Origin of the sequence: Bauldia sp. (assembly GCF_965232525.1) — a bacterium.
Classification (GTDB): domain Bacteria; phylum Pseudomonadota; class Alphaproteobacteria; order Rhizobiales; family Kaistiaceae; genus Bauldia.
In genome coordinates, this window is sequence record NZ_OZ246980.1 from 4,221,062 (window position 1) to 4,245,710 (window position 24,649).

Annotated in this window: 25 protein-coding genes and 1 pseudogene; 15 read left to right on the forward strand and 11 right to left on the reverse strand. The window is 63.9% G+C overall.

The features are described 5' to 3' along the window. Nucleotides 1-39 precede the first annotated feature (39 nt). A complete protein-coding gene (locus ACO076_RS20005; protein WP_421724573.1) occupies nucleotides 40-603 on the reverse strand; it encodes a hypothetical protein in 564 nt (187 codons plus the stop codon). A 163-nt stretch (nucleotides 604-766) separates the two neighbouring features. Here ACO076_RS20005 and thrC point away from each other — a divergent pair, with 163 nt between their 5' ends. The 7 genes from thrC (at nucleotide 767) to rnhA (ending at nucleotide 9,499) form a co-directional block, all read left to right on the forward strand. After that, entirely contained in the window at nucleotides 767-2,173 is a 1,407-nt protein-coding gene (thrC, locus tag ACO076_RS20010) for a threonine synthase (protein WP_421724574.1), read from the forward strand. Between the two features lie 4 nt (nucleotides 2,174-2,177). Continuing rightward, nucleotides 2,178-3,452: a M16 family metallopeptidase gene (locus ACO076_RS20015; protein ID WP_421724575.1), complete on the forward strand. Its 1,275-nt coding sequence runs from the start codon at nucleotides 2,178-2,180 to the stop codon at nucleotides 3,450-3,452. An 18-nt stretch (nucleotides 3,453-3,470) separates the two neighbouring features. Further along, nucleotides 3,471-4,058 (forward strand): GNAT family N-acetyltransferase, encoded by a 588-nt coding sequence (locus ACO076_RS20020; protein WP_421724576.1) that lies wholly within the window; start codon nucleotides 3,471-3,473, stop codon nucleotides 4,056-4,058. 76 nt (nucleotides 4,059-4,134) lie between these two features. Next, entirely contained in the window at nucleotides 4,135-7,029 is a 2,895-nt protein-coding gene (locus tag ACO076_RS20025; RefSeq protein WP_421724577.1) for an EAL domain-containing protein, read from the forward strand. Nucleotides 7,030-7,114: 85 nt separating this feature from the next. After that, nucleotides 7,115-8,083 carry a 4-hydroxy-3-methylbut-2-enyl diphosphate reductase gene (ispH, locus tag ACO076_RS20030; protein ID WP_421724578.1) on the forward strand — a complete coding sequence of 323 codons (969 nt, stop codon included), beginning with the start codon at nucleotides 7,115-7,117 and terminating at the stop codon, nucleotides 8,081-8,083. Nucleotides 8,084-8,090: 7 nt separating this feature from the next. Next, nucleotides 8,091-9,056 carry a homoserine kinase gene (locus tag ACO076_RS20035; RefSeq protein ID WP_421724579.1) on the forward strand — a complete coding sequence of 322 codons (966 nt, stop codon included), beginning with the start codon at nucleotides 8,091-8,093 and terminating at the stop codon, nucleotides 9,054-9,056. After that, on the forward strand, nucleotides 9,053-9,499 hold the full coding sequence (rnhA, locus tag ACO076_RS20040) for a ribonuclease HI (RefSeq protein ID WP_421724580.1): 447 nt from the start codon (nucleotides 9,053-9,055) through the stop codon (nucleotides 9,497-9,499). The genes ACO076_RS20035 and rnhA overlap by 4 nt, the downstream gene beginning before the upstream one ends. Here rnhA and ACO076_RS20045 read toward each other — a convergent pair. Next, complete coding sequence (locus ACO076_RS20045; protein ID WP_421726788.1) at nucleotides 9,496-9,894, reverse strand: GNAT family N-acetyltransferase; 399 nt, start codon at nucleotides 9,892-9,894, stop codon at nucleotides 9,496-9,498. The two genes, rnhA and ACO076_RS20045, sit on opposite strands and share 4 nt — an antisense overlap. A gap of 63 nt (nucleotides 9,895-9,957) precedes the next feature. Continuing rightward, the gene (locus ACO076_RS20050; protein ID WP_421724581.1) at nucleotides 9,958-10,785 is read right to left on the reverse strand and encodes a protein-disulfide reductase DsbD domain-containing protein; all 828 of its coding nucleotides are present in this window, start codon (nucleotides 10,783-10,785) and stop codon (nucleotides 9,958-9,960) included. A 141-nt stretch (nucleotides 10,786-10,926) separates the two neighbouring features. Between ACO076_RS20050 and ACO076_RS20055 the strand changes: the two genes are divergently transcribed. The 3 genes from ACO076_RS20055 (at nucleotide 10,927) to ACO076_RS20065 (ending at nucleotide 12,379) form a co-directional block, all read left to right on the forward strand. Continuing rightward, complete coding sequence (locus tag ACO076_RS20055; RefSeq protein WP_421724582.1) at nucleotides 10,927-11,541, forward strand: YqgE/AlgH family protein; 615 nt, start codon at nucleotides 10,927-10,929, stop codon at nucleotides 11,539-11,541. Between the two features lie 83 nt (nucleotides 11,542-11,624). Beyond that, nucleotides 11,625-11,789, forward strand: a complete 165-nt coding sequence (locus ACO076_RS20060) for a hypothetical protein (protein WP_421724583.1) — start codon at nucleotides 11,625-11,627, stop codon at nucleotides 11,787-11,789. Continuing rightward, complete coding sequence (locus tag ACO076_RS20065; protein ID WP_421724584.1) at nucleotides 11,786-12,379, forward strand: disulfide bond formation protein B; 594 nt, start codon at nucleotides 11,786-11,788, stop codon at nucleotides 12,377-12,379. The genes ACO076_RS20060 and ACO076_RS20065 overlap by 4 nt, the downstream gene beginning before the upstream one ends. Nucleotides 12,380-12,386: 7 nt before the next feature. Here ACO076_RS20065 and ACO076_RS20070 read toward each other — a convergent pair whose 3' ends face one another. Genes ACO076_RS20070 through ACO076_RS20090 form a run of 5 tightly spaced genes read right to left on the reverse strand, consistent with a single transcriptional unit; the run spans nucleotide 12,387 to nucleotide 15,169 of the window. Continuing rightward, the gene (locus tag ACO076_RS20070) at nucleotides 12,387-13,127 is read right to left on the reverse strand and encodes an SURF1 family protein (RefSeq protein WP_421724585.1); all 741 of its coding nucleotides are present in this window, start codon (nucleotides 13,125-13,127) and stop codon (nucleotides 12,387-12,389) included. Then, nucleotides 13,127-13,513: a DUF983 domain-containing protein gene (locus ACO076_RS20075; protein ID WP_421724586.1), complete on the reverse strand. Its 387-nt coding sequence runs from the start codon at nucleotides 13,511-13,513 to the stop codon at nucleotides 13,127-13,129. Before ACO076_RS20075 ends, ACO076_RS20070 begins: the two co-directional genes overlap by 1 nt. 4 nt (nucleotides 13,514-13,517) lie before the next feature. Further along, complete coding sequence (locus tag ACO076_RS20080) at nucleotides 13,518-14,360, reverse strand: cytochrome c oxidase subunit 3 (RefSeq protein WP_421724587.1); 843 nt, start codon at nucleotides 14,358-14,360, stop codon at nucleotides 13,518-13,520. An 18-nt stretch (nucleotides 14,361-14,378) separates the two neighbouring features. Then, nucleotides 14,379-14,981, reverse strand: coding sequence for a cytochrome c oxidase assembly protein (locus ACO076_RS20085; RefSeq protein ID WP_421724588.1), 603 nt, complete (start codon nucleotides 14,979-14,981; stop codon nucleotides 14,379-14,381). Next, nucleotides 14,978-15,169, reverse strand: a complete 192-nt coding sequence (locus tag ACO076_RS20090) for a hypothetical protein (RefSeq protein WP_421726796.1) — start codon at nucleotides 15,167-15,169, stop codon at nucleotides 14,978-14,980. The genes ACO076_RS20085 and ACO076_RS20090 overlap by 4 nt, the downstream gene beginning before the upstream one ends. 32 nt (nucleotides 15,170-15,201) lie before the next feature. Here ACO076_RS20090 and ACO076_RS20095 point away from each other — a divergent pair, with 32 nt between their 5' ends. Then, complete coding sequence (locus ACO076_RS20095) at nucleotides 15,202-16,209, forward strand: CapA family protein (RefSeq protein WP_421724589.1); 1,008 nt, start codon at nucleotides 15,202-15,204, stop codon at nucleotides 16,207-16,209. A 5-nt stretch (nucleotides 16,210-16,214) separates the two neighbouring features. Here the strand turns inward: ACO076_RS20095 and ACO076_RS20100 are convergent, their stop codons facing one another. The 3 genes from ACO076_RS20100 to coxB all read right to left on the reverse strand — a co-directional run bounded on the left by ACO076_RS20100 (nucleotide 16,215) and on the right by coxB (nucleotide 19,704). After that, complete coding sequence (locus tag ACO076_RS20100) at nucleotides 16,215-17,156, reverse strand: heme o synthase (RefSeq protein WP_421724590.1); 942 nt, start codon at nucleotides 17,154-17,156, stop codon at nucleotides 16,215-16,217. A 38-nt stretch (nucleotides 17,157-17,194) separates the two neighbouring features. Beyond that, nucleotides 17,195-18,793: a cytochrome c oxidase subunit I gene (gene ctaD / locus ACO076_RS20105; RefSeq protein WP_421724591.1), complete on the reverse strand. Its 1,599-nt coding sequence runs from the start codon at nucleotides 18,791-18,793 to the stop codon at nucleotides 17,195-17,197. Between the two features lie 68 nt (nucleotides 18,794-18,861). After that, nucleotides 18,862-19,704, reverse strand: coding sequence for a cytochrome c oxidase subunit II (coxB, locus tag ACO076_RS20110; protein WP_421726789.1), 843 nt, complete (start codon nucleotides 19,702-19,704; stop codon nucleotides 18,862-18,864). A gap of 863 nt (nucleotides 19,705-20,567) precedes the next feature. Here coxB and ACO076_RS20115 point away from each other — a divergent pair. The 4 genes and pseudogenes from ACO076_RS20115 to ACO076_RS20130 form a co-directional block, all read left to right on the forward strand. Continuing rightward, a pseudogene (locus ACO076_RS20115) lies at nucleotides 20,568-21,014 on the forward strand (invasion associated locus B family protein); the annotation flags it as partial. Nucleotides 21,015-21,144: 130 nt separating this feature from the next. Then, nucleotides 21,145-21,852, forward strand: a complete 708-nt coding sequence (locus tag ACO076_RS20120) for a sulfotransferase family 2 domain-containing protein (protein WP_421724592.1) — start codon at nucleotides 21,145-21,147, stop codon at nucleotides 21,850-21,852. Nucleotides 21,853-21,938: 86 nt separating this feature from the next. Next, entirely contained in the window at nucleotides 21,939-23,366 is a 1,428-nt protein-coding gene (gene tldD, locus ACO076_RS20125; protein ID WP_421724593.1) for a metalloprotease TldD, read from the forward strand. A 115-nt stretch (nucleotides 23,367-23,481) separates the two neighbouring features. Beyond that, a complete protein-coding gene (locus ACO076_RS20130; RefSeq protein WP_421724594.1) occupies nucleotides 23,482-24,573 on the forward strand; it encodes a DUF3179 domain-containing protein in 1,092 nt (363 codons plus the stop codon). Nucleotides 24,574-24,649 lie beyond the last annotated feature (76 nt).

Sequence of the window (24,649 nt, forward strand, 5' to 3'; positions counted from 1 at the left end):
CCATAGGGCGACGCGAGGGCGAGTCAATCGCCCTATGGATTATGCACCCTCGTCGAACCCGACATAGACGATGAGGTTGCGATCCTGCGGCGTGATGTTGACCGAAACCGATTCAAACACCTCGCTGTAGTCCGCGCTAAGCGCCGGTGCGCCGATGGTGATCGGAACACGGAACAGGTTCGAATAGAGCGGTCCCGTGCCGCCAATCTGCTTGACCACGACGATCCGCAGCGGCAGCGTCACCGTTCCGGCTCCCCCCTTTGGCCCGGCGAGCACACGGCCGCTGACCCCGACTTTGATCGTCAGCGTCTCGCCGCTCTGGGTGCATTCCCGTGCGGTCTTGGTGATCGATGCCTGGTAACGGACATGGGCGGGATCGTTCTCGTTGCCGCGTTCATACACGGTCAGAGCCTCGGTTCCGGCGCGAATCTCGATCGGCGGGCAATAGGCCGACTTCAGAAAGTCCGAGACAGCCAGCGTGGTCGCTTCGTCGGTGTTGCCGTCGACCAATCCGCCGCCATCTCGGGTGGTGCAGGCGCCAAGAACAACCGATGCCGCGACGAGAACGGCCAAGGGTACGCGTCGACCGGTCAGGAACTGCATTCACGTGCCTCTCGTAAGAACGGCCGCTTCTATAGCAAACCAAACGGCTTTTTTGCGACCTGGCGCATGGCCGCACGAAGGTGACAAGCTTGCCGCTCGGTTTCTCGCCCGCTAGGTTCGACAGACAAGCCGGGCAGCCGCCCGGCGCCAAAAGGCTCAACTCGTGCACTATGTGAGTACGCGCGGTCAGGCATCCGCGCTCGGTTTTTCTGACGCACTGCTCGCGGGGCTCGCCACCGACGGCGGCCTCTACGTTCCTGAAGCGTGGCCGCAGGTCGCACCGGAGACCATCGCCGGTTTCGCCAGCCAGCCTTATGCCGATGTCGCGTACAGCGTTGTCCGCCCTTTCGTCGGCGACGACATCGCCGATATCGATCTTCGCAGGATGTGCATCGAGGCTTACGCGACCTTCCGGCATACGGCAGTGGCGCCCCTGGTCCAGCTCGAGCCGGGAGGCTGGGTGCTGGAGCTCTTCCACGGACCGACCCTCGCCTTCAAGGACGTGGCGATGCAGTTGCTGTCGCGGCTGATGGACCACGTGCTCGCCGAGCGAGGCGAGAGGGTTACCATCATCGGCGCGACGTCGGGAGATACGGGCGCGGCGGCGGTCGAAGCCTTTCGCGACCGCGCCAATGTCGATCTGTTCATGCTCCTGCCGGAGGGCCGCGTCTCGCCGTTCCAGCAGCGGCAGATGACCACCAGTGGCGCCGCCAACATCCATCCGATCGTCGTCCAGGGAACCTTCGACGACTGCCAGGCGATCGTGAAGGCGATGTTTAGCAACCCCCGGCTCCGCGAGCGGCTGGCGCTGTCCGGCGTCAACTCCATCAACTGGGCGCGGATCGTCGCCCAGATCGTCTATTATTTCACTGCCGCCGCCGCATTGGGCGCCCCCGACCGCCGCGTCTCGTTCACCGTCCCGACCGGCAATTTCGGCGATATCTATGCCGGCTACGCCGCGAAACGGATGGGCCTGCCGATCGACCAGTTGGTGATCGCCACCAACGTCAACGACATTCTCGCCCGCACTCTGGCGTCAGGTCGCTATGAGGTCGGCCGCGTCCAGCCGACCACGTCGCCGTCGATGGACATCCAGGTCTCCTCGAATTTCGAACGGGTGATCTTCGAAGCCTGCGGCCGCAACGGGGACGCGGTCCGGCGGATGATGGCGTCGCTCGCTCAGTCCGGCGGCTTCTCGCTGGAACCGGAGACGCTACGCGCGATCCGCGACGACTTCATCGCCGGCACCGCCACCGAGGACGAAAGCCGCGCCACAATCGCCCGAACCTTCGAACGCACCGGCTTCCTGCCCGATCCGCATACCGCCGTCGGACTCGCGATCGCCGAGCGGGTCGAGTCAACTGATACGCCGATGGTGACGCTGGCGACCGCGCATCCGGCCAAGTTCGCGGCGGCCGTCGAAGCGGCGATCGGGCGACCACCGCCGCTGCCGGACGGCTTCGACGACTTCGAACAACGGGAGGAACGGTTCGCCGTGCTCCCCAACAGCCAGGAGGCCGTGGAAGCCTTCCTGATGGATAACGCCAAGGCAGTGAGGGACGAGGTTTGAGCTTATGACGGTACGTGTGACGGATCTGGAAACCGGTCTCAGAGTCGTCACCCACGAGATGGACCACCTGGAGAGCGCCGCGATCGGCGTCTGGGTCGGCGCCGGTTCACGTTCGGAGCATGACCACGAGCACGGCCTCTCCCATCTCCTCGAACACATGGCGTTCAAGGGCACCAAGACGCGCTCGGCCGCCGACATCGCCGAGGAGATCGAGGCTGTCGGGGGCGAAGTCAACGCCGCGACCAGTGTCGAGACGACCTCCTACTACGCCCGGGTCCTTAAGAACGACGTTCCCCTGGCGCTCGACATCCTGAGCGACATCCTGTCGAACTCGGTCTTCGATCCGGAGGAACTGGCCCGCGAGCAGCATGTCATCCTCCAGGAGATCGGCGCGGCGTTGGATACACCCGAGGACCGGGTCTACGACTCATTTGCTGAAACGGCGTTCCCCGACCAGCCGATCGGGCGGAACATTCTGGGTACCGCAGAAACGGTGACCGCCGCCGGCTCACCGATGCTCGGCGAGTATCTGGGCCGTCACTATCGCGGGCCGGCCATGGTGTTGGCCGCCGCCGGATCGATCGGCCACGACCAGCTTGTCGATCTCGCCACCGACGCGTTCGGGCAACTGCCGGCCGAGGCCGGCCCCGAGCCGCAGACGGCGACCTATCGAGGCGGCGAAAGCCGGGAACAGCGGGACCTGATGGAAACCCAGATCATGCTGGGGTTCGAAGGACTGCGCTATGGCTCCGACGACTTCTATACCGCCCAGGTCCTGTCCGCCATCATTGGCGGTGGCATGTCCTCACGGCTGTTTCAAGAGGTCCGGGAGAAGCGCGGTCTCTGTTACTCGATCTACGCCTTTCACTGGAGCTTCGCCGACACCGGCGTGTTCGGAGTTCACGCGGCCACCGGGCCGGAAGACGTCGACGAATTGATGCCGGTGATCACCGACGAACTCGGCCGCGTCGCCGACGACGTGACCGAGAAGGAACTGAAGCGGGCCCGGGCTCAGCTGCGTGCGGGCCTCTTGATGACGCTTGAGAGCCCCGCGGCCCGCGCCGGTCAGCTGGCGCGGCAGCTCCTGCTGTTCGGCCGCATCATCCCGCCCGACGAACTGGTCGAGCGCATCGAGGCGATTACGGTCGACGACCTCAAGGGGCTGGCCGACCGAATTTTTCGCAACGGATCACCAACGCTAGCGACGATTGGCCCCGCAAATGGCATAATGAACCGCGATACGATCGCGACACGGCTCAGCGGACGATCGCAGCCTTAATCCACCCGGCCGACCGACATGGCGTTCCTGCGTTCGATTTCCCCGGTCAACACCAACCCAACCATCCGCGGCGAGCGGGTGCTCTTACGCGTGCCAACCCTCGCCGACCACCCACAGTGGGCCAAGCTGCGGGAGGACAGTCGCTCGTTCCTGGCGCCTTGGGAGCCGGTGTGGCCGGCCGACGATTTGACCCGTCTGGCGTTTCGGCGCCGTATCCGCCGCTATCAACGCGAGATCCGCAACGGGACCGGATATCCCCTGTTCATCTTTTCGCCGGACGGCGAGACGCTCCTCGGCGGCCTGACGCTGTCGCAGGTCCAGCGCGGCGTCGCCCAGTCGGCGGTTCTCGGCTACTGGATGGGCTTGCCCTTCGCCGGCAAGGGATACATGAGCGCCGCCGTCCGGTCGCTGATCGGTTTCTCCTTCGATACATTGCAGCTCAATCGTATCGAGGCGGCCTGTCTGCCCCACAACACGGCCTCCATCCGGCTGTTGGAACGGGTCGGCTTCCGCCGTGAGGGCTACGCGCGCCGCTTCCTGTGCATTGATGGACGGTGGCAGGACCATGTCCTTTACGGTCTGGTACGCGACGATCCGCGCCCGTGATTGTTGCGGCCTTGCCTTGTTTCGGCCGGCACAGCCAAATATGACATCGCGATTCGTCCCGGCCCCGGAGCGTCGGTTGCCTTTCGTTCGCCTGATCCCCTTTTTGATCCTGACCGCCATGTCGCTTGCTTTGCCACAGGCGGCGAGCGCCCTCGACGGTATCGCCGTGCCGCTGGACGGGCGCACCCTCGACCTCACCGATCAGGTGCAGATTTTCCGCGAACCAGACGACCGTATCCAGGTCTCCACGGCGCCGGGATTGGACGGCATTGTTCGGCGCATTGAAATCCGGTCCCAGGACGGGCCGGGCGCTTCCGACTGGGCGGTCTTCGCGCTGGCCAATAATGGCGACGAGCAGATCGACCGCCTGGTAGTCTCGCCCTACTATCGCCTTGCAGGCTCGGGCCTGTTCTGGCCCGATCTCGGCGCCTCGCGGATTTCCAACATCACCCCCAGCCAGGGCTTCGCCCCCGATCGGCAGCCGAGCCAGGAGGCCGATGTCTTCCGGATCACCCTCGACCCCGGGGCGGTGGTGACCTATGTCGCCGAGCTCAGTTCGCCGGAGCTGCCACAGCTCTATCTGTGGGACGGCGACGTCTACAAGGACAACATCAACTCCTATTCGCTCTATCGCGGTATCGTCCTCGGCATCGCCGGTCTTCTGGCGCTGTTCCTGACGATCGTCTTCGTCGTCAAGGGAACGGCCATGTTTCCTGCGACCGCGGCGCTGGCCTGGGCCGTGCTTTTGTACCTCTGTATCGACTTCGGGTTCGTCAATCGCATTATCGAGGTCCTGCCCGGCGAAGAGCCAATCTGGCGTGCGGTCTCCGGCGTATTCCTCGCCACCTCGCTGATCGTCTTCACCTACACTTACCTCAACCTCAATCGCTGGCATGTGCGCTACAGTCATCTGACCATCGGCTGGTTGGCAGGTATGGCCATCCTCTTCGGTATCGCCATCATCGAGCCGTCGGTGGCCGCAGGTATTGCCCGATTGTCGATCGGCCTGACCGGTGTGCTCGGGCTCGCGCTGATCGCCTATCTCGCCACTCATGGCTTCGACCGGGCGATCATGCTGATCCCCACCTGGCTCCTCCTGCTGGTCTGGATCTTCGCCGCATGGCTGACCATCACCGGCACGATCGACAACGACGTCGTCCAGCCAGCGCTGGCCGGCGGCCTCGTGCTAATCGTGCTGCTCCTCGGCTTCACCGTGATGCAGCACGCCTTTGCAGGCGGTGTCGTCGCCCAGGGCCCGATCGGCGATGCGGAGCGGCGAGCCCTCGCCCTCACGGGATCGGGTGACATCGTCTGGGACTGGGATGTCCAACGCGACCGGGTTTACGCCGGGCGGGAAGCTGAAAAGCTGCTGGGGCTGAGCCGCGGCGCGCTTGAAGGCGCGGCACGCGATTGGCTTGAGGTCCTCCACGCCGGCGACCGGGATCGCTTCCGCACGCTGCTCGATGCCATCGTCGAACAGCGCAGCGGTCGGATTGCCCAGGACTTCCGGCTCCGTTCCGAGGACGGGCACTACCTTTGGTTTCACCTGCGGGCGCGGCCGGTCCTCGGCCAGGACGGTGAGGTCCTCCGGGTCGTCGGGACCCTCCTCGATGTCACCGAGGAACGGACCGCCGAGGAACGGCTTCTGCATGACTCCGTTCACGACAACCTGACCGGCCTCCCCAACCGGGAGCTGTTCCACGACCGTCTCCGCGCGGCGATCGCCTGGACCGAAGCCGAGGGCATCGCCCGTCCGTCCGTGTTCATGCTCGACATCGATCGCTTCAAGCAGGTCAATGACAGCTTCGGCTTGTCGATCGGCGACTCGATCCTGCTCACGGTTGCCCGCCGCCTGACCCGATTGCTCAAGCCGCAGGACACGCTGGCGCGGATCGACGGTGACCAGTTTGCATTCCTGCTCGTCTCCGAAACCCAGGCCGAGCGCGTCGCCGCCTTCGCCGAGTCGGTAAGGCGCACGCTGCGCGCGCCGATCACCCTCGGCGAGAAGGAGATCTTCCTGACCGCCTCGATCGGCATCGCCATGCACGATGGCAATGACGTCGAAGCCGAGGAAATGGCGAAAGAGGCCGAAATCGGCATGTATCACGCCAAGCGACTCGGCGGCGATCGTATCGAGGCGTTTCGGCCGGCGCTGCGCCAACACGGCACCGACCTTGCCACTCTCGAATCGGACCTGCGGCGTGCGCTGGGCCGGGAGGAGATCAAGGTCCTCTACCAGCCGGTCGTGCGGCTGACTGATCGATCGATCGCCGGCTTTGAAGCGCTGGTCCGCTGGGATCATCCCAAGCTCGGTCGGATTCCGCCCTCCGACTTCATCCCCATGGCCGAGCGAACCGGCCTGATCATCCCGCTGGGGCTGTTTGTTCTTGATCGCGCGGCACGGCAGCTCGCCGACTGGCAGGAGGCGCTCGGCCGTCATACGCCGCTGTTCACCAGCGTTAATATCTCGAGCCGCCAGCTCCTGCGCCACGATCTGATCAACGACGTCAAGTCGGTCTTGGTTCGCTCCAGCCTGAACCGGGGATCGCTGAAGCTGGAGGTGACGGAGAGCCTGGTCATGGAGAACCCGGAATACGCCGCCCAGGTGCTGGCGCGGATTCAGGAAATGGGCGCCGGGCTGGCGCTCGATGACTTCGGCACCGGTTACTCGTCCCTCGCCTACCTTCAGCGCTTTCCGTTCGATACGATCAAGATCGACAAGAGCTTCGTCCGTGGAACCAATGGCGGCGACCGCCGGATCATCCTGAAGTCGATTATATCGCTGGCCCACGACCTTGAGATGGACGTCATCGCCGAGGGCGCCGAGACCGACGGCGATGCCCGTGAGCTCCAGGAACTCGGCTGCGAATTCGTTCAAGGTTTCCTGTACGGCCAACCGATGACCACCAACGAGGCCAGCAAGCTCCTGTTCCGCACCGGCGTTGAAGAACCGGCCTACGAGCAGGCGTAGGGCATGCCGAACCGAGCGGGTGCGGCCCGGTCAACCGTCGGCCATATCTTGACATCGCCGCTGCGGCGCCCCCAATTCAAGGCCCATGTCAGAGCAACGACCACCGCTCGAAATCCGCCTCTGCGCTCCGCGCGGCTTCTGCGCCGGGGTCGACCGGGCGATTCAGATCGTTGACCTCGCGCTTGAGCGCTACGGGCCGCCGGTCTATGTGCGCCACGAGATCGTCCACAACCGGTTCGTGGTCGATGGCCTCAAGGCCAAAGGCGCCGTGTTCGTCGACGAACTCGACGAGATTCCCGACACCGACCAACCCGTGATCTTTTCCGCCCACGGCGTGGCCAAGGCGGTGCCGGAAGCGGCTAAGGCGCGAAACCTCTTCCATATCGACGCGACCTGCCCGCTGGTCACCAAGGTCCACCGCGAAGCCGAAATCCTCCACCGCAAGAAAGCGCGCGAGATCGTACTCATCGGTCATGCCGGACACCCGGAAGTGATCGGCACCATGGGACAACTGCCGACCGGCGCCGTGCGTCTGGTCGAGACGGAGGAGGATGCGCGCACATTCACACCGAAGGATCCCGACAATCTCGCCTGGATCACCCAGACCACCCTTTCGGTCGACGATACTGCCGCGATCGTCGCCATCCTCACCGAGCGTTTTCCGTCGATCCTCGCGCCGCACAAGGACGATATCTGCTACGCCACCACCAACCGCCAGGAGGCGGTGAAGGAGGTCGCCGGCGACGTCGACGCGATGATCGTCGTCGGCGCGCCCAACTCGTCCAATTCGCAACGGCTGCGAGAGGTGGCCGAGCGGGCCGGCTGCCCGTTTGCCGTTCTTGTCCAGCGCGCGTCCGATATCGACTGGAACCGGTTCGCTGGCGTCAGGCGCCTCGGAATCACTGCCGGAGCGTCGGCACCAGAGGTGCTGGTCGAGGAGATCATCGACGCCTTCGCGCAACGCTACGAGACGACCATCGACGTCGTAACCACTGCGACCGAGGACATCGCCTTCGCGCTGCCAAGGCAGCTTCGCCAAGCGGCCGCCGAGTGAGGACGGCTTGGCGGTTTACACCGACTTCTCCGACGAGGAACTCGAACACTTCATCCAAGGCTACAACCTCGGCGCGGTGCTGTCCGTCAAGGGGATCGCCGAGGGGGTCGAGAACTCAAACTATCTGCTGGTCACCGAGGCCGGCCAGTTCATCCTGACGCTTTACGAGAAGCGGGTGAAGCCGGCCGATCTGCCGTTCTTCCTCGGCTTGATGGAGCATCTCGCAAACGCCGGCATCACCTGTCCGACTCCCGTGCACAACCGGAAGGGCGACGCCCTCGGTCGCCTCGCCGAGAGGCCCACGGCGATCGTCACGTTTCTCACCGGCATGTGGGTGAAGCGGCCGCGGCCAGAGCACTGTACCGCGGTCGGCGCCGCGCTGGCGGAACTGCATCGCGCCGGCAGCGACTTCACCCTTCGTCGCATTAACGCCCTGTCGGTCGATTCCTGGCGCCCGCTTTATGCGACCTGCGACGGACGCGCCGACGAGGTTCAGGCGGGTCTGGGGCATGAGATCGAAACGGAACTGACGTTCCTCGAGTCGCATTGGCCCGACGACCTGCCGTCCGGGGTCATCCACGCTGATCTGTTTCCCGATAACGTCTTCTTCCTCGGCAAGACGCTGTCCGGCCTGATCGACTTCTACTTCGCCTGCAACGACATGCTCGCCTACGACCTCGCCATCTGCCTGAACGCTTGGTGCTTCGAAGCCGACGGCGCCCTTAACGTGACCAAGGCGCGCGCGCTGCTGACCGGCTATGGCAGCGAGCGACCGCTGACCGAAGCCGAGATCGCCGCGCTGCCGATCCTGGCGCGGGGCGCCGCGCTCCGCTTCCTCCTCACCCGCCTCCATGATTGGCTGACCGTCCCGGACGGTGCGCTGGTCGTGCCGAAAGACCCCACCGAATACGCCCGACGGCTCCGCTTCCATCGCAGCGCGGTCGATGCGCGCGCCTACGGGATCGACCTGTGAGCAAGAAACAGGCGGTCGAAATCTGGACGGATGGCGCCTGTTCCGGCAACCCTGGCCCCGGCGGCTGGGGCGCCATTTTGAAGTGGAACGGCCGGGAGAAGGAGCTTTCCGGCGGCGCCGCAGACACCACCAACAACCGCATGGAACTGACGGCGGCCATCGAGGCACTGTCTGCTCTCAAGCGGCCCTCCACCGTCGATCTCCACACCGACTCGCAATATCTGCGCGGCGGGATCACCGGCTGGATCCACAACTGGAAGCGGAACGGTTGGCGGACGAGCAGCCGCAAACCGGTCAAGAATGTCGACTTGTGGCAGCAGCTCGACGCGCTCACGGCGAAGCACACGGTGCGCTGGCACTGGGTCAAGGGCCACGCCGGGACCGAGGCCAACGAACGCGCCGACGAACTGGCCCGCACCGGTATGACGCCGTTCAAGTCCTAAGTTGGCGACGGTACTTGCAGCTGGATCAACCCGGCTGAGGTCGCCTTGAATCCGCACGCCGCGTAGAAAGGCGCCAACCGGCGTTCGTAGTCGACGTGCAGCCAGTGGGCGCCACGCTCCCGCGCCAGGTCGGCGGCGCGACGTACCAAGCCTGTCCCGATACCCTGTCGGCGGTAGTCTGGATGCACCATGGTGTCGAAGATCGACGCATGGACGCCACCGTCCCACGCGACGTTGACGAAGCCGATGAGCCGGTCGGCGTCGTAAGCCGCGACATGCACGAGGCTGCGCTCCAGCAACGCTGACAAATCGACGCTCGGCGGTGTCCCCCATGCCGCCTGGAAGAGACCGTCCAGCGCAGTGCGGTCGGGGAAGGGGTCTGCCTGATACGCTATCGGCACCGATCTAGTCCTCCAGCCCGGCAACGATGAAGCGAGGCATAAGCCCCAAGCGCCAGATCAGTCCAGATCGATGGCGTGTTCGATGGCGCGATCGGGGGTCACGATCGTCACGCGGAATTGGGCCTCTTCGAGCGCCGTCTTGGCGCCAAGCCGATCGAAGGTAACGTGGTAGTCGGCCTTCCCACTGTCGGCGGCAATCATCTCGGGCACCGCCGCGTACCAGTCGGCCGGCCCTTCGATGTAGACTTCCGCAGCCTCGGCCGCCGGCACGAGAACCGTGACACGATACCGGGGGCGTTTGTCCGTGCCGCCGTCGCGGATGATCCGCTCAGCCGCCAGCACCCCAGGCTCCGGTTCGCCCGGCAGTTTCTCGGCGGCCTCTGCAACCGCACGCATCACGGTCGGATCGGACACGCCAGTGGGTACGGCGAGGCTCACCTCGAACCGCTCCGGGATACAGACAACCTCGCAAACGCCGACATAGAGCGACAGATCGAGATCGACGGGTTGGGCGGGATCGCCCACGGCGACATCCAGCGGGAAGAGCACGCGGCCGTCATACACGTTGCTGATGGCGTAACCGTCGTCGAAGCGATGCGGAACTGGAAACTTGACCGTCACGTCGCTGACGTTGGACGAGCCGCTGAAATCCATGACCGGCGCGATACCGGCCGCCCCCGGGGTCCGCCAGTAGGTCTTCCAGCCGGAGGCGAGTTCCATCTCGAGGACACCCTCGACTCGTCCGCCGACATCGGTCGCCAGAAGGCGCACACGGGCCTGATCGCTGTGGACCCAGTCGCCAGTGGCGGCAAACGACGACGGCGCGGTCCAGGTCAGACAAAAGGCAGCCGCGAAGGCGGAAACGGCGGAAATAGGACGTGTCATGGGCAGCGAAATTAGCCTTGTCTCCTAGCAACGGCGAGGCCTGAACAACGCGACGGGCTTCATTTATCCGTGACCGTGGCGTTAACGTGACGTCGCTAGGATCGCGCTTTCCTTTTAGTCTCGCCGTGCTAGGCTCGACTCATGGCCAAGCCGGACAAAGATCAATCGTCCGCGCAGCGCGGCTATCTGGACGGACAGTTCCTGATCGCGATGCCCGGGATGCAAGACAGCCGCTTCACCCGAAGCGTCGTCTATATTTGCGCCCATTCCGACGACGGCGCGATGGGAATCATGATCAACCAACCGGCCCCCCAGATCACGTTCCGCGACTTGCTGATCCAGCTCGGCATCATTCCGGAAGGACCCGAAATTCGGCTGCCCGACAATGCTGACGACATGCGCGTGCAGCGCGGTGGACCCGTCGAGACCGGCCGCGGCTTCGTTCTCCATAGCGCCGACTATTTCATCGAAAACTCGACGCTGCCGATCGACGAGCACGTTTGCCTGACCGCGACGCTCGAGATCCTCAAGGCAATCGCGGTCGGCAAGGGGCCGCAAAGCGCGCTGCTCGCGTTGGGCTATGCGGGTTGGGCGCCGGGGCAACTGGAAACCGAGATCCAGGCCAACGGTTGGCTGAACGGACCGGCGACACCGGACCTGATCTTCGATTCCGATATCGACGCGAAATACGATCGCGCGCTGGCCATGATCGGCATCGACTCCCACCGGCTTTCGGGCGAAGCCGGTCACGCCTGACCGCATAACCGCACCCCCTTGATCGCGCAAGAGAATCGGCACCATAGTCACCGTCGTGGTGAGATGAATGGCGTGAGGAGCCAATGGTTCTTGCGATCATCTTTGCGCTTTTTGCCCTCGCGATGGTGTTCGTCCTGATGCGCTGGGATCGGATCGCGCTGAACCTCTTCCTGTTCACGCTCGCAGTGACCCTATCATTTGGCGTCTTCTTTCACTTCGCGACCAGCCAGATCGGGCTTTCGCTGTGACAACGCTCGACTATCAGGAAAACCCGACCCGCTCGCCGACAAACCGCTTCTTCTACCGCCTGAACATTATCGCCCTCTATCTGATCGTCGCGCTTCTGCTTGCCGCGTTCTACTTCGAGTTTGCCCGCGGTGAACTGCCCTGCCCGCTCTGCAATCTTCAGCGCGTCGCGCTGTGCGCCATGGGCTTCGGGGTCATCCTGAATCTCAAGCTTGGGCTGACGCCCCGGCACTACGGTGCCATTCTGCTAGCCGCCGTGGCGGGCTTCGTCTTCGCCGGCCGCCAGGTTTTGCTGCACATCATTCCCGGCACCGGCTCTTACGGTTCGCCGTTCCTCGGTCTCAATTACTACACCTGGAACGCAATCATCTTCTTCGCGGCGTTCGTGTTAACCGGCCTCGTTCTGTTGTCTAATGCCCAATTCGAGCCCCCACGGCACCGGCGGTTGACCGGTCTTGCCTTGGTCGCTGTCATTCTGATGATCGCGGTCACAGCCGCCAACGCGGTCACCACCTTTCTCGAGTGCGGCTTCCAGATCTGCCCCGACCCGCCGACATCGTTCGAGTTGCTCGACCCGTCGGACGCCAGCTGACAATGAATCAGCGCCGGCCGCGGACGACGTAAGCAAAGAATACCACCGCCAACGCCAGCGCCAGGCCGAACCAGGTCACCGCATATTGCAGATGGTTGTTGGAGAAGGAGACCACGGTCTCGCCACCCTGTGGCAGGCCGCCCGGCAGTTCGGGATCGGCGAAGGCGTCGATGATGTAAGGCGCGACCGTATCGGTCGGCAGGCCGGCGGCCACCGCGAAGGCAGCCGGATCACGGGAGAACCAGGCGTTGCCCTCCGGATCGTCGGCGGGGCCGAACCACACCCGCTGGTGTGGCGCGCGCAAGAAGCCGGTGACGGTGGTCGGTCCATCGATCAGGCCCGCCGCCCGCATCTCCGGCGCTCGGTTCTCACGTGGTACGAACCCGCGGTTAACGTATACCAGCCAACCGTCGTCGGTCGCGAACGGGGTCATCACCATGTAGCCGATGCCACCGGCAGGCCCTTTCGGCTGAGTCAGCGTGAAGACGACATGGGCCTCGCGGTCATTCAGGTACCGCCCGGACACGATCACCGGCTGGTATTCGATGGCCGACACGTCAATGCCCGACCAACTGCCGGACGCGGGCGCCGGAACCGGATCGGCGGCAAGACCAGCCTCGACCCGCGCGATCAGCGCTTCCTTCCACTGCAGCCGTTGGACCTGCCAGATACCGAGCCCGACCAGAACGACGAAACCGGCAAGCGCGAAGACCCCGAGGATGACAAGACGCCGCGTCCCACCCTCCATCAGCCGCCGTCGACGCGCCCTTCGCGGGCGCGGTGCCGGTACTGCTGGGCGATCAGCCATCCCTTCAGCGGGCGCAGCAGCCCGAGCGACAGTGCAAGGACAAGTGGGACCCACAGGACGATGTGGACCCAATAGGGTGGATGGAAGGCGAACTCGACGTAGAGCGCGAACCCGACGACGATGAACCCGACGATCATTGTGATGAACACCGCAGGCCCGTCGGCCGAATCTGCGAACGAATAATCGAGCCCGCAATGGGAGCAGCGATCGTCGAGCGCAAGAAATCCGTTGAACAGGCGCCCCTTCCCGCAGCGAGGGCAGAGCCCGCGCATCCCGGTCTCGGATGGCTTCAGGTCCGGATAGTGTCCCTTGGCTTCGTCGCCCATCCGCCTATTCGATGATGTGGTAAGGCGCGCCGATACTGCCCCAGATGTAGATCGAGAAGAACAGGAACAGCCACACCACGTCGACGAAGTGCCAGTACCAGGCCGCCGCCTCGAAGCCGAAATGCTGCTTGGGCGTGAACTGCCCGGCACCGGCCCTGATCAGACAGACGATCAGGAAGATGGTTCCGACGATCACGTGGAAGCCGTGGAAGCCGGTCGCCATGAAGAAGGTGGCGCCATAGATGCTGCCGCCGAACGAAAACGCCGCGTGGGTGTACTCGTAGACCTGCACGGCGGTGAAGATCAGGCCGAGAATGATGGTGGAAACCAGGCCCCAGACCAGGCCGCGACGGTCGTTGTTGAGCAAGGCGTGATGCGCCCAGGTGACTGTGGTCCCCGAAGTCAGCAGGATCAGCGTGTTGAGCAGCGGGAAATGCCAGGGGTCGAACACTTCCACCCCTTCCGGCGGCCACTGACCGCCGGTGAACTCGGCGCGAAGCACCTGTTCCGGTGCCGCGGGGAAGAGGCTTGCGTCGAAGAACGCCCAGAACCAGGCGACGAAGAACATCACCTCTGAGGCGATGAACAGGATCATGCCGTAGCGCAGGCCGAGTTGAACCACCGGCGTGTGGTCGCCCTCTTCGGCTTCGCGGACGACGTCCCGCCACCAGACCAGCATGGTGTAGAAAACGCCGAGGAGCCCCGGCGCGATCCACCACAGCGACTCGCCGTGCATGTAGGCAATCAGACCGAGCGCCAACGCAAATGCGGCAATCGACCCGATGATCGGCCAGGGGCTCGGATTGACCAGATGATATGGGTGGGTCTTAGCGTGGGCCTCGGCCATGTTCAGAATGCTCCGACGTCAGAATACGGATTCGTCGCCGGCCGGGGCAGCGGACACCTCGGTCTCGGCGGGGTAGAAAGTGTAGGACAGGGTGATTGTGTGGACGCCGTCGAGGTCGGAGTCCTGTTCGATGGCCGGATCGACGAAGAAGGTCACCGGCATCTCGATCGATTCGCCCGGCGCCAGTGCCTGCTCAGTGAAACAGAAGCATGCGATCTTGTTGAAATACGCCCCGGCCTGCAGTGGCGAGACGTTGAACACCGCCGTCCCGGTGGTGGGTCGCTTGCTCCGGTTCTCGGCGATGTAGACGACCTCGCCCGGCTCGCCGATCTTGAGGTTCACCTCGCGCACCGCCGGCCGGAAACTCCAGCCGAGATCGTTGGCGATATTGGCGTCGAAGCGCACGCTGATCGGCCGGTCGAGCGTCGTTTCCGGCGCTACGTCAGCCTGCTGGGTCGTCCCGCCATACCCGGTGACCCGACAGAAGAGATCGTAGAGCGGCACCGCGGCGAACGCCATGCCGACCATGCCGGCGACAAACACACCGCAAAGCGCGGCGGTTAGCCCCATGCGGGACTGGGACGCAGTCTTTCGCTCGACAACGTCGTCGGTTTTCGTCATAGCGGCCTACTCATGACACCGGGGCCCAACTTCACGACCGTGACGAGGTAGAACAGCACCACCAGCGCCGCGAGGATGATGGCGATCGCCACCGACCGGCCCCTGCGCCGGCGTTGCAGGTCAGCAGCCGTCACCGGTTCGTCGCGGCGGTCGTGCATCTCGGGGCTTTCCGTCACACCAGCACTCATCGACTGTCGCACGCTTCACCGAAGAGGGGATTATGGAGAATACGACCAAACCGGAAACCGTTCATCTCGGTTTCGTCGGCGATCTCCTCCTCGGCCGCAAGGTCCGGCGCAAGATCATCGAGGGCCAGCCGCCGGCCGCGATGTGGGGCGACCTGCGCGCCCGCCACCTCGCCACCGACGCGATGGTCGGCAACCTCGAAACCCCGATCACCACGCATACCAAGCGCTGGCACTTGCCCAAGGCGTTCTATTTCCGTACCGACCCCAAAGCGATCGATCACCTGCACGCCGGCAACTTCCGCTGCGTCGCGCTCGCCAACAACCACATGGTCGACTACGGCAGCGCCGGGCTGCTCGACACGCGGCGCCATCTCAGCGAGGGCGGAATCGCCTTCGCCGGGGCTGGCAAGGATCTCGACGAAGCGCGTGAACCGACCACCTTCATCGCCGGCCAGATGACCATCGGCTTCATCTCGATTACCAACACCGTCCCCGCCTTCGCCGCCAAGGTTGACCGGCCGGGTACCAACTACTGGAAGATCAGAACCGCCACGCTCGACCACCTCGCCGGACAGATCGACGGCCTCAGACGCGCCGGCGCCCAACTGATCATCCTGTCTGCTCACTGGGGGCCCAACTATCGCTGGTGGCCGCCGAAGAGCTACCGCGCCTTCGCCCACAAGGCGATCGAACTCGGCGTCGACATCGTCCACGGGCACTCCGCGCACATGCTGCAAGCGGTCGAATTCCACCGGCATGGCGTCATCCTTTACGACACCGGCGACTACGTCGACGACTTCATTGTCGTCCCGCCGGCACGCAGCGATTTTTCGTTTCTGTTCCTGGTCGAGGCCGGTCCCGATTTCGTTCCCAAACTGCGCATGGTACCGGCCCGGCTGACCCTGGCGCAGGTCAACACCGCCAGAGATCGCGACGCGGAAGTGATTCGTGCCGCGATGATCCGCCGCTGCCGCGGCTTCGCCGTCGACGTGCGCGAAGAGGACGGCGAACTGGTCGCAACACCGCCCGAAGATCGCTGACGCAGTCACGCCACAGCTCCGCCACCGGCGATCGCTTCCGCCAGCAGGACCGCGAACAGGACGAACAGGTACAGCATCGAATAGGTGAACAGGTCGCGGGCCGCGCGTTCGCCCGCTGCGTCCGCTTCGCTCCGGTAGACGCGGAGCGCGAAGCCGATGAACGCGACGCCGGCGACGCCGGCGACGATCGCGTAGGCGAGCCCCGCGAACCCGAAGGCGTAGGGCGCCATTCCGACAACGGCGACAACGATCGAATAGAGAAGGATCTGTCTGCGCGTGGCCGCTTCGCCCGAGACGACCGGCAACATCGGCACCCCGGCGCGCCGGTAGTCATCGGCCTTGTAGAGACAGAGCGCCCAGAAATGCGGCGGCGTCCACACGAAGATGATCGCGAACAGGATCAGGCTTTCGAAACCGATGGTTCCGGTGACCGCCGTCCAGCCGATGACCGGCGGCAACGATCCGGCGGCACCGCCGATGACGATGTTCTGCCGTGTCCAGCGCTTCAGCCACATCGTATAGATCACGACATAGAAAAAGATCGTGAAGGCGAGCAGCCCCGCCGCGAGGTAGTTGGTGGCGAAGCCGAGAACGGTGACTGAGCCGACCGACAGTGTCGCACCGAAGGCGAGCGCATCACCGGGTGTCAACCGCCCCGCCGCCACCGGCCGACCGCGCGTGCGCCGCATGACACGATCGATATCCGCGTCCCACCACATGTTCAGGGCGCCGGAGGCGCCGGCACCGACGGCGATCGCCAGCAAGGCCGCGATACCGAGGATCGGATGGATGCCGCCCGGCGCGAGCACCATGCCGGTGAGCGCGGTGAACACCACGAGCGACATCACTCGCGGCTTCAGCAGTGCGAAGAAATCGCCGACGGACCCTTCCGCCAGATCGGCGGCGGTCAGGGTCTCATCGAGGTTCTTGCGGTCGACATACGCCATCGTTGGTTTGCGTTACCGGTCGTGCGCGCCCGTCGGGCTCACTTGATCCGGGGCAGCACCTCCCACTGATGGAATGGCGGTGGCGACGGAAGCTGCCACTCCAGCGTCGTCGCACCCGGCCCCCAAGGATTGGCGCCGGCGGCACGCTTCTTGGCGAAGGCGTCCCACAGCCCGTAGAGGAAGATCAGCACGCCAACGGCGGCGATGTAGGAACCGATCGACGAGATGAAGTTCCATGGTGCGTAGGCATCCGGGTAGTCCGCATAGCGGCGCGGCATGCCGGACAGACCGAGGAAGTGCTGGGGGAAGAAGATCAGGTTGACGCCGATGAACGACACCCAGAAGTGCAGCTTGCCGATCCGTTCGTTGTACATGTAGCCGCTCATCTTCGGGAACCAGTAGTACCAGCCGGCGAAGATGGCGAAGACCGCCCCGAGCGACAGAACGTAGTGGAAGTGGGCGACCACGTAGTAGGTGTCATGGAAGGCGTAGTCGAGGCCGGCATTCGCCAGTTGCACGCCCGTCACGCCACCGACGGTGAACAGGAAGATAAAACCGATCGCCCACAGCATCGGCGTCTTGAATTCGATTGAGCCGCCCCACATCGTGGCAATCCACGAGAACACCTTGATCCCGGTCGGCACCGCGATCACCATCGTCGCCGCCACGAAGTAGGCCTGCGTGTCGAGCGACAGGCCGACGGTGTACATGTGGTGGGCCCAGACGATGAAGCCGATGAAACCGATCGCAATCATCGCGTAGGCCATGCCGATATAGCCGAAGACCGGTTTTCGAGAGAACGTCGACACGATCTGGCTGATGATGCCGAAGCCCGGCAGGATCAGGATGTAGACCTCCGGATGGCCGAAGAACCAGAACAGGTGCTGAAACAACACCGGATCGCCGCCGCCCTCGGGGTTGAAGAAAGTCGTGCCGAAGTTGCGGTCGGTGAGCAGCATGGTGATCGCGCCGGCCAACACCGGCAGCGACAGCAGCAGCAGGAAAGTGGTCACCAGGATCGACCAAACGAACAGCGGCATCTTGTGCAGCGTCATGCCCGGCGCGCGCATGTTGAAAATCGTGGTGATGAAGTTGATCGCGCCCAGGATCGACGAAGCGCCGGCGAGATGCAGCGACAGGATGGCGAAGTCCATCGCCGGCCCCGGCTGCCCCGAAGTCGAAAGCGGCGGATAGATGGTCCAGCCGCCACCGACGCCGGTCGAACCCGGCGCGCCCGGCATAAACAGCGAAATCAGCAGAAGCAGGAGCGCCGGCGGCAGCAGCCAGAAGGAAATATTGTTCATCCGCGGAAACGCCATGTCCGGCGCGCCGATCATGATCGGAACGAACCAATTGCCGAAGCCACCGATCAACGCCGGCATGACCATGAAGAAGATCATGATCAGCCCATGCGCGGTGGTAAAGACGTTGTAGACTTCCGCGTCGCCGAAGATCTGCATCCCCGGGTCCTGGAGTTCCATCCGCATGGCAATCGACAGAAAGCCACCGATCACGCCACTGATGATGGCGAAGATCAGGTACATCGTGCCGATGTCTTTATGGTTGGTTGAGTACGCGTAACGCCGCCAGCCGGTCGGGTGGTGGTCGTGTGCCGCGTCGGCCGCACCAGTTGCCATCGTCAAGTCTCCTTCACAGTCCGCCGGCGAGCGCGAGCCACGCGCTCAGCCGGGAAGTTGCATGACGCTCAGGCGTCGTTGTCTGTGTCTTCCGCGCCGGCATCCTCGGCCGGTTCGTCGTTCAAAAGGGCGTAGGCCGCCGCCAGGTCGGTTTGCGCCATCTCGGCCCAGGCCTCGTATCTCTCCGGCGATACCGCCTGAACGGCGATCGGCATGAACGCATGGTTGCGGCCGCAGAGTTCGGAGCACTGGCCGTAGTACATGCCTTCGCGCTGAGCCAGGAACCAGGTTTCGTTCAGCCGGCCGGGGATAGCGTCGATCTTGAAGCCCAGCGACGGCACAGTGAACGAATGAATGACACCGAGCGGGTCGGCGGTGACCAGCATCCGAATGACGGTACCAGTCGGTACCACCATGTTGTTGTCGACCGCGAGCAGCCGCGGCTGGTTTTCCGGATCAGTGATCTGATCATCGGTCAGCATGAACGAATCAAAAGTGATGTCGCCATTGTCCGGATAGTCGTAGGTCCAGTACCACTGCAGCCCGGTGGCCTTGATGGTGAGGGTCTCTTCCGGGTCGTAGTCGGCGACCGCGCGGGCCGGATCATGCTGGGCGATGAGCAGCGAGAACGACGGCACCGCGATGCCGACCAGGATGAGGATGGGCACCACTGTCCAGACCACCTCGATCATCGTGTTGTGGCTGGTTTTCGAAGGCTCCGGGTTCCGCCGGGCGTTGAAGCGCACCATGACGTAAACAAGCAGCGCCAGGACGAAGACCGTGATCAACGTGATGACCACCAGCGTTCCATTGTTGAACCGGTGGATCATCTCCATGATCGGCGAGGCTGCGGGTTGGAGCGTGATTTCCCACGGCTGGGGCTGAGCGGCGATCACCGGTCCGGAAGCCATCGTCAAGCCGGCAAGAACCAAACCGAACAAGTACCGTGAAAAAGTCTGCGTCACGCGTCTCTCCTCAGGCTCGCGGGAGCCTGCCCCTTGCGAAACCGTACGCCAAGCATCGACGATCACGCCGCGCTGCGCCCTGGTTCTGTAGAGTCGTTTATGACAGAAACCACAAGCCGATTTGCGCTGCAACGGAGGATCGCGCTAAGCGATGCGGCAAATCGCGCCCGTTCCGCCATTATTGGGGCACAAAACCGTGGATTTTCCTCGTCGCCTCGATTGGTGCAGGATGCGGAACAGGCGATTCGGCACGCAGTCTCCCACGTCGGTCCGCGCATGGTCGCGGCCGCTAAATGAGATATGGCGAAATGCAAAACGAGATAGACGGTCGGCGCGGCCATCGTGAAGCCGAGCATCAGGACCCGCGTTACCAGGACGCGCCGGTCGATGAGTACGGGCCGGACGAGGGCGAATATGTCGACGATCCTCAATATGCCGATCCGCGGTATGCGGACGAAGCCCAATATTCGGACCCCTATCAGGGCTACGAAGACGAAGCGGCGTATCAGCAGCATCAGCCAAAACGCAGCCGTCTCGTCCCCATTCTCGCCATCGTCGCGGCTCTACTCGCTGTCGCCCTCGGCGTGCTGGTCGTGCTCTATGCGATCGGCTTTTTCGACAACAACACCACTCCCGGGACACAGCTCGCCGAGGATATTGCCGACCCAATCGACCTGACACCGGATGCGGTTCCCGACGTGCCGGATGTTCGCGAAGTCACCACCGATCAGCCGCCGCCGGCGGACACGGCGCTCGATACCGCGCTCGTTGACGTTCCCGGGCCGGACGTCCGTGACGCCGCGGTTGCCATAACGCCGTCCGAGCAAACCGACCCGCCGGTCCGCTCGACCCATGGCGATTGGCAGATTCGCTGCGATACTCCCGCCGGCGCCCAAAGCGAGCAGTGCGTATTGATGCAGTTCGTCACCGCGGAAGACCGCGACAATGTCGGGCTGACCGTAATCGTTCTGAAGACCGCCGACGGCGAGGCGCGCCTGATGCGGATTCTTGCACCGCTCGGGGTTTTGCTGCCGAACGGCCTCAGCCTCCGGATCGACGACACCGATATTGGCCGCGCCGGTTTCGTGCGCTGCCTCCCCAACGGCTGCGTCGCCGAGGTGATTCTGGAAGACCCGCTGCTCACCCAACTGGGCGCCGGCGCCACGGCGACGTTCATCATCTTCCAGACCCCGGAGGAAGGGATCGGCATTCCGATCTCGCTCGCCGGGTTCAGCGACGGCTATGCCGCCCTTCCCGCCCCGCCGGTGGGTTCCGCGGCGGCCGAGCCGACGCTCCCTGTGGCTCCGGCACCGGTCCCGGCACCGCAATAGAAAGCCGCCGCAAGACGGCGTTCGGCCAACGCGTCGTGAGTACGCCGAGAAGCGCATGATCGTTTCGCACAAGCACAAGTTCATCTTCATCCATCTTGGCCGGACCGGCGGCCGAAGTCTGACGGCGGCCCTCGCCAAGGCCTGCGGACCGAAGGATATCGTGACTCGGGCCAAAGGTGCGGAGCGCAATCACACGGGGTACTGGCGCCACACCAAAGCGATCGAGGTCCGGGATCGGATTGGGCGCGATCGTTATGAAGAATACTTCAAGTTCACGATCGAGCGAAATCCTTGGGACAAGATCATATCTCGCTATTGGAGCTATGTTGGTCAGAATCGAAAGCCGCTCTACAAGAAAATACCCGAGTACGTAACCGGAAAACCGCTGTCATTTCGAACTTGGTTCGAACTTCGCCTGCTCCAGGGACGGACGATTGGCTTCGGTCATTACAAATTTCCACGCCATTACGATTGCTATACAGATGACGGCGAAATCATCGTCGATTTTATCGGGCGTCATGAAAACCTGGACGAGCATACGGCCGAGATATTCGATCGGCTCAAGCTCAAGGTCGACGTCACCAAGCGCTATGGCACCAAGCGCCATAAAGAACGTCGGTCGTACACGGATCTGTTTGACCAGCGAATGAACGAGGTCGTCGAAACACACTTCGAGAAGGACCTGGCGCTACTCGGCTACAGATTCGGCGAGCCGCCGCCGTTGGCCGCAATCGAGCCTGGGAGACAACCCCAAACCGGGTAGGTTGACTCCAGACCGCCGGCGCGATGGCAATGATCGCGCCTCTGCCCCATATCCAGTACACAGTTTGCCATTGAGCCTGGATCGCCATGACCGACGACACTCATTCGATTCTCGACCGCGCCGGCCTCGACAAGGACCGAGCGACCAAGCTCACGCGGGAAGCGCTGGATGGCGCCGATGACGGCGAGCTCTACCTGGAATACGCGCAATCGGAAGGCTTGGTGTTCGACAACGGGCGGCTGAAGTCCGCCAGCTACGACACCAACCAGGGCTTCGGCCTCCGTGCCGTCTCCGGTGAGGCTGCCGGCTACGCCCATTCCGGTGAGATTTCCGAACCGGCGATCAAGCGCGCCGCCGACGCGGTGCAGGCGGTGAAGTCCGGCCACAGCGGCACCTACGCCGCCCCGCCGCAAGGCACCAACCAGTCGCTCTACGGCGACGAGAGCCCGCTCGGCGCGCCGAGCTTCGCCGACAAGGTCAAGTTGCTCGAACAAATCGATGCCTATGCTCGCGACAAGGATGACCGGGTTCGCCAAGTCACCGCGTCGCTCGCCGGGTCGTACAAGGTCGTGGAGATTCTGCGCGCCGACGGCAAACTGGTGCGTGACGTCCGCCCGCTGGTTCGGGTTGGCGTCAATGTCGTTGTCGGCGACGGCGATCGCCAGGAATCGGGCTCTCATGGGATGGGTGGCCGCGAGGGTTTCGGCCGTTTCGTCGCCGAGGACTCGTGGCAGTCGGCGGTCGACGAAGCCCTGCGCCAGGCACTGGTCAATCTCTCCGCGGTCCCTGCGCCTGCCGGAACGTTCGACATCGTGCTCGGCCCCGGCTGGCCCGGAATACTGTTGCACGAGGCGGTCGGCCACGGCCTCGAGGGCGACTTCAATCGCAAGAAGGAAAGCGCCTTCGCCGGACTGATGGGCGAACGGGTCGCATCCCCAGGGGTCACCGTTGTTGACGATGGTACCCTCCCCGATCGCCGCGGCTCGCTCACCGTCGACGACGAGGGCACGCCGACGAGTTCGACCACCCTGATCGAGGACGGCATTCTCGTCGGTTACATGCAGGATCGGCAGAACGCGCGACTGATGGGCATGGCACCGACCGGTAACGGTCGGCGCGAGTCGTACGCCCACATCCCAATGCCGCGGATGACCAACACGATCATGTTGTCCGGCGAGCACGACCCGGCCGAAATTCTCGCCTCGGTCAAGGACGGCATCTACGCCGTCGCCTTCGGCGGTGGTCAGGTCGACATCACCAGCGGCAAGTTCGTGTTCTCCTGCACCGAGGCCTACAAGGTAGAGAACGGTCAGATCGGCCCGGCGATCAAGGGCGCAATGCTGATCGGCAACGGGCCGGACGCACTGACCCGGGTGAAGATGATCGGCAACGACATGCAGCTCGATCCGGGGATCGGCACCTGCGGCAAGCAGGGCCAGGGCGTGCCTGTCGGTGTCGGCCAGCCAACTCTTCGAATCGACCAGATCACGGTCGGCGGCACGGCGACAGGCTAGCGATACCAGGAACTCCCGGCATCGAGGCTCTCGGGCACCTCACATCCAATTGAACCGGCTTGATTGGCGGTTTCTTCGCGAGACGCGACATTGTTTTGCAAAGGAGAAACGCACCATGTCCAGGTCTATGCTTGCAATCGGTGCTGCCGCGATCGTCGCCAGCGGCGCCATCTACTTTGTCGCCTCAGGGGATGATCCCACCGTACCTGTCGGCACGACGGCCGATTCTTCAGGCCTGTCGCTCGTGCAATCAGCGGAGGCAGCGGAAGACGTGGCCAACAATCCAATGGTGAGCCGCTGGCAACGCGAAGGCTGGCAGACGGACTTCACCAAGACCACCATCAATTTCGATGAGATTCTCTCCGGCGGTCCGCCCCGCGACGGCATCCCGTCCATCGACGCGCCCAAATTCGTCGCCGTCGGTTCCGATGAGGTCGATCTCGTTGACCGGGAGCCGGTCATCAGCCTCGAAGTCAACGGCGAGGCCAAGGCCTACCCGCTTCGCGTCATGATGTGGCACGAGATCGCCAACGACTCGATCGGTGGAATGCCGGTAACGGTGACTTATTGTCCGCTGTGCAACGCAGCCATCGTTTTTGATGCCACGGTCGAGGGCCAGACGCTCGAATTCGGCACCACCGGCAAGCTCAGAAATTCCGACCTTGTGATGTACGACCGCAGCACGGAAAGCTGGTGGCAGCAGTTCTCCGGCGAGGCCATCGCCGGCGACTTCGTCGGCAGCGAGCTGAAGATGCTGCCCTCGCGCCTCGATAGCTGGGGCCGGTTCAAGGCCGAGCATCCGGAAGGCCAGGTGCTGGTTCCCAACAACGAACAGATGCGTGCCTATTGGCGTAACCCGTATACGAGCTACGACAGCGCCGCCGCTCCATTCCTCTACAACGGCGTCCTGCCGGAGGGCATCCGCGCGCTCGAGCGGGTGGTGCTTGTCCGCGACGAAGGCGCCGAGCCGTTCGCCATCGCCCTGCCCGTCCTCGAAAAGGAGAAGGAAGTCCGCGAAGGCAACGTCGTGGTTACTTGGGAGCCGGGTCAGGCCTCGGCCCTCGACACATCGCGGATTTCCGAGGGTCGTGACGTCGGCAACGTCTCCGTGTTTCGCGATGGGACCGACGAGCCGGTCGTCCACGACGTCACATTCGCCTTCGTGGTGGCGGCGTTCGAGCCGACCCTGACCATCCGCACCGAATAGCCTCGGCCAAACAGCTCCCCCTACTGGTGGCCGGCTCTCGCGAGCCGGCCCTTTTTTTGCTTGCTCGACAGATTGT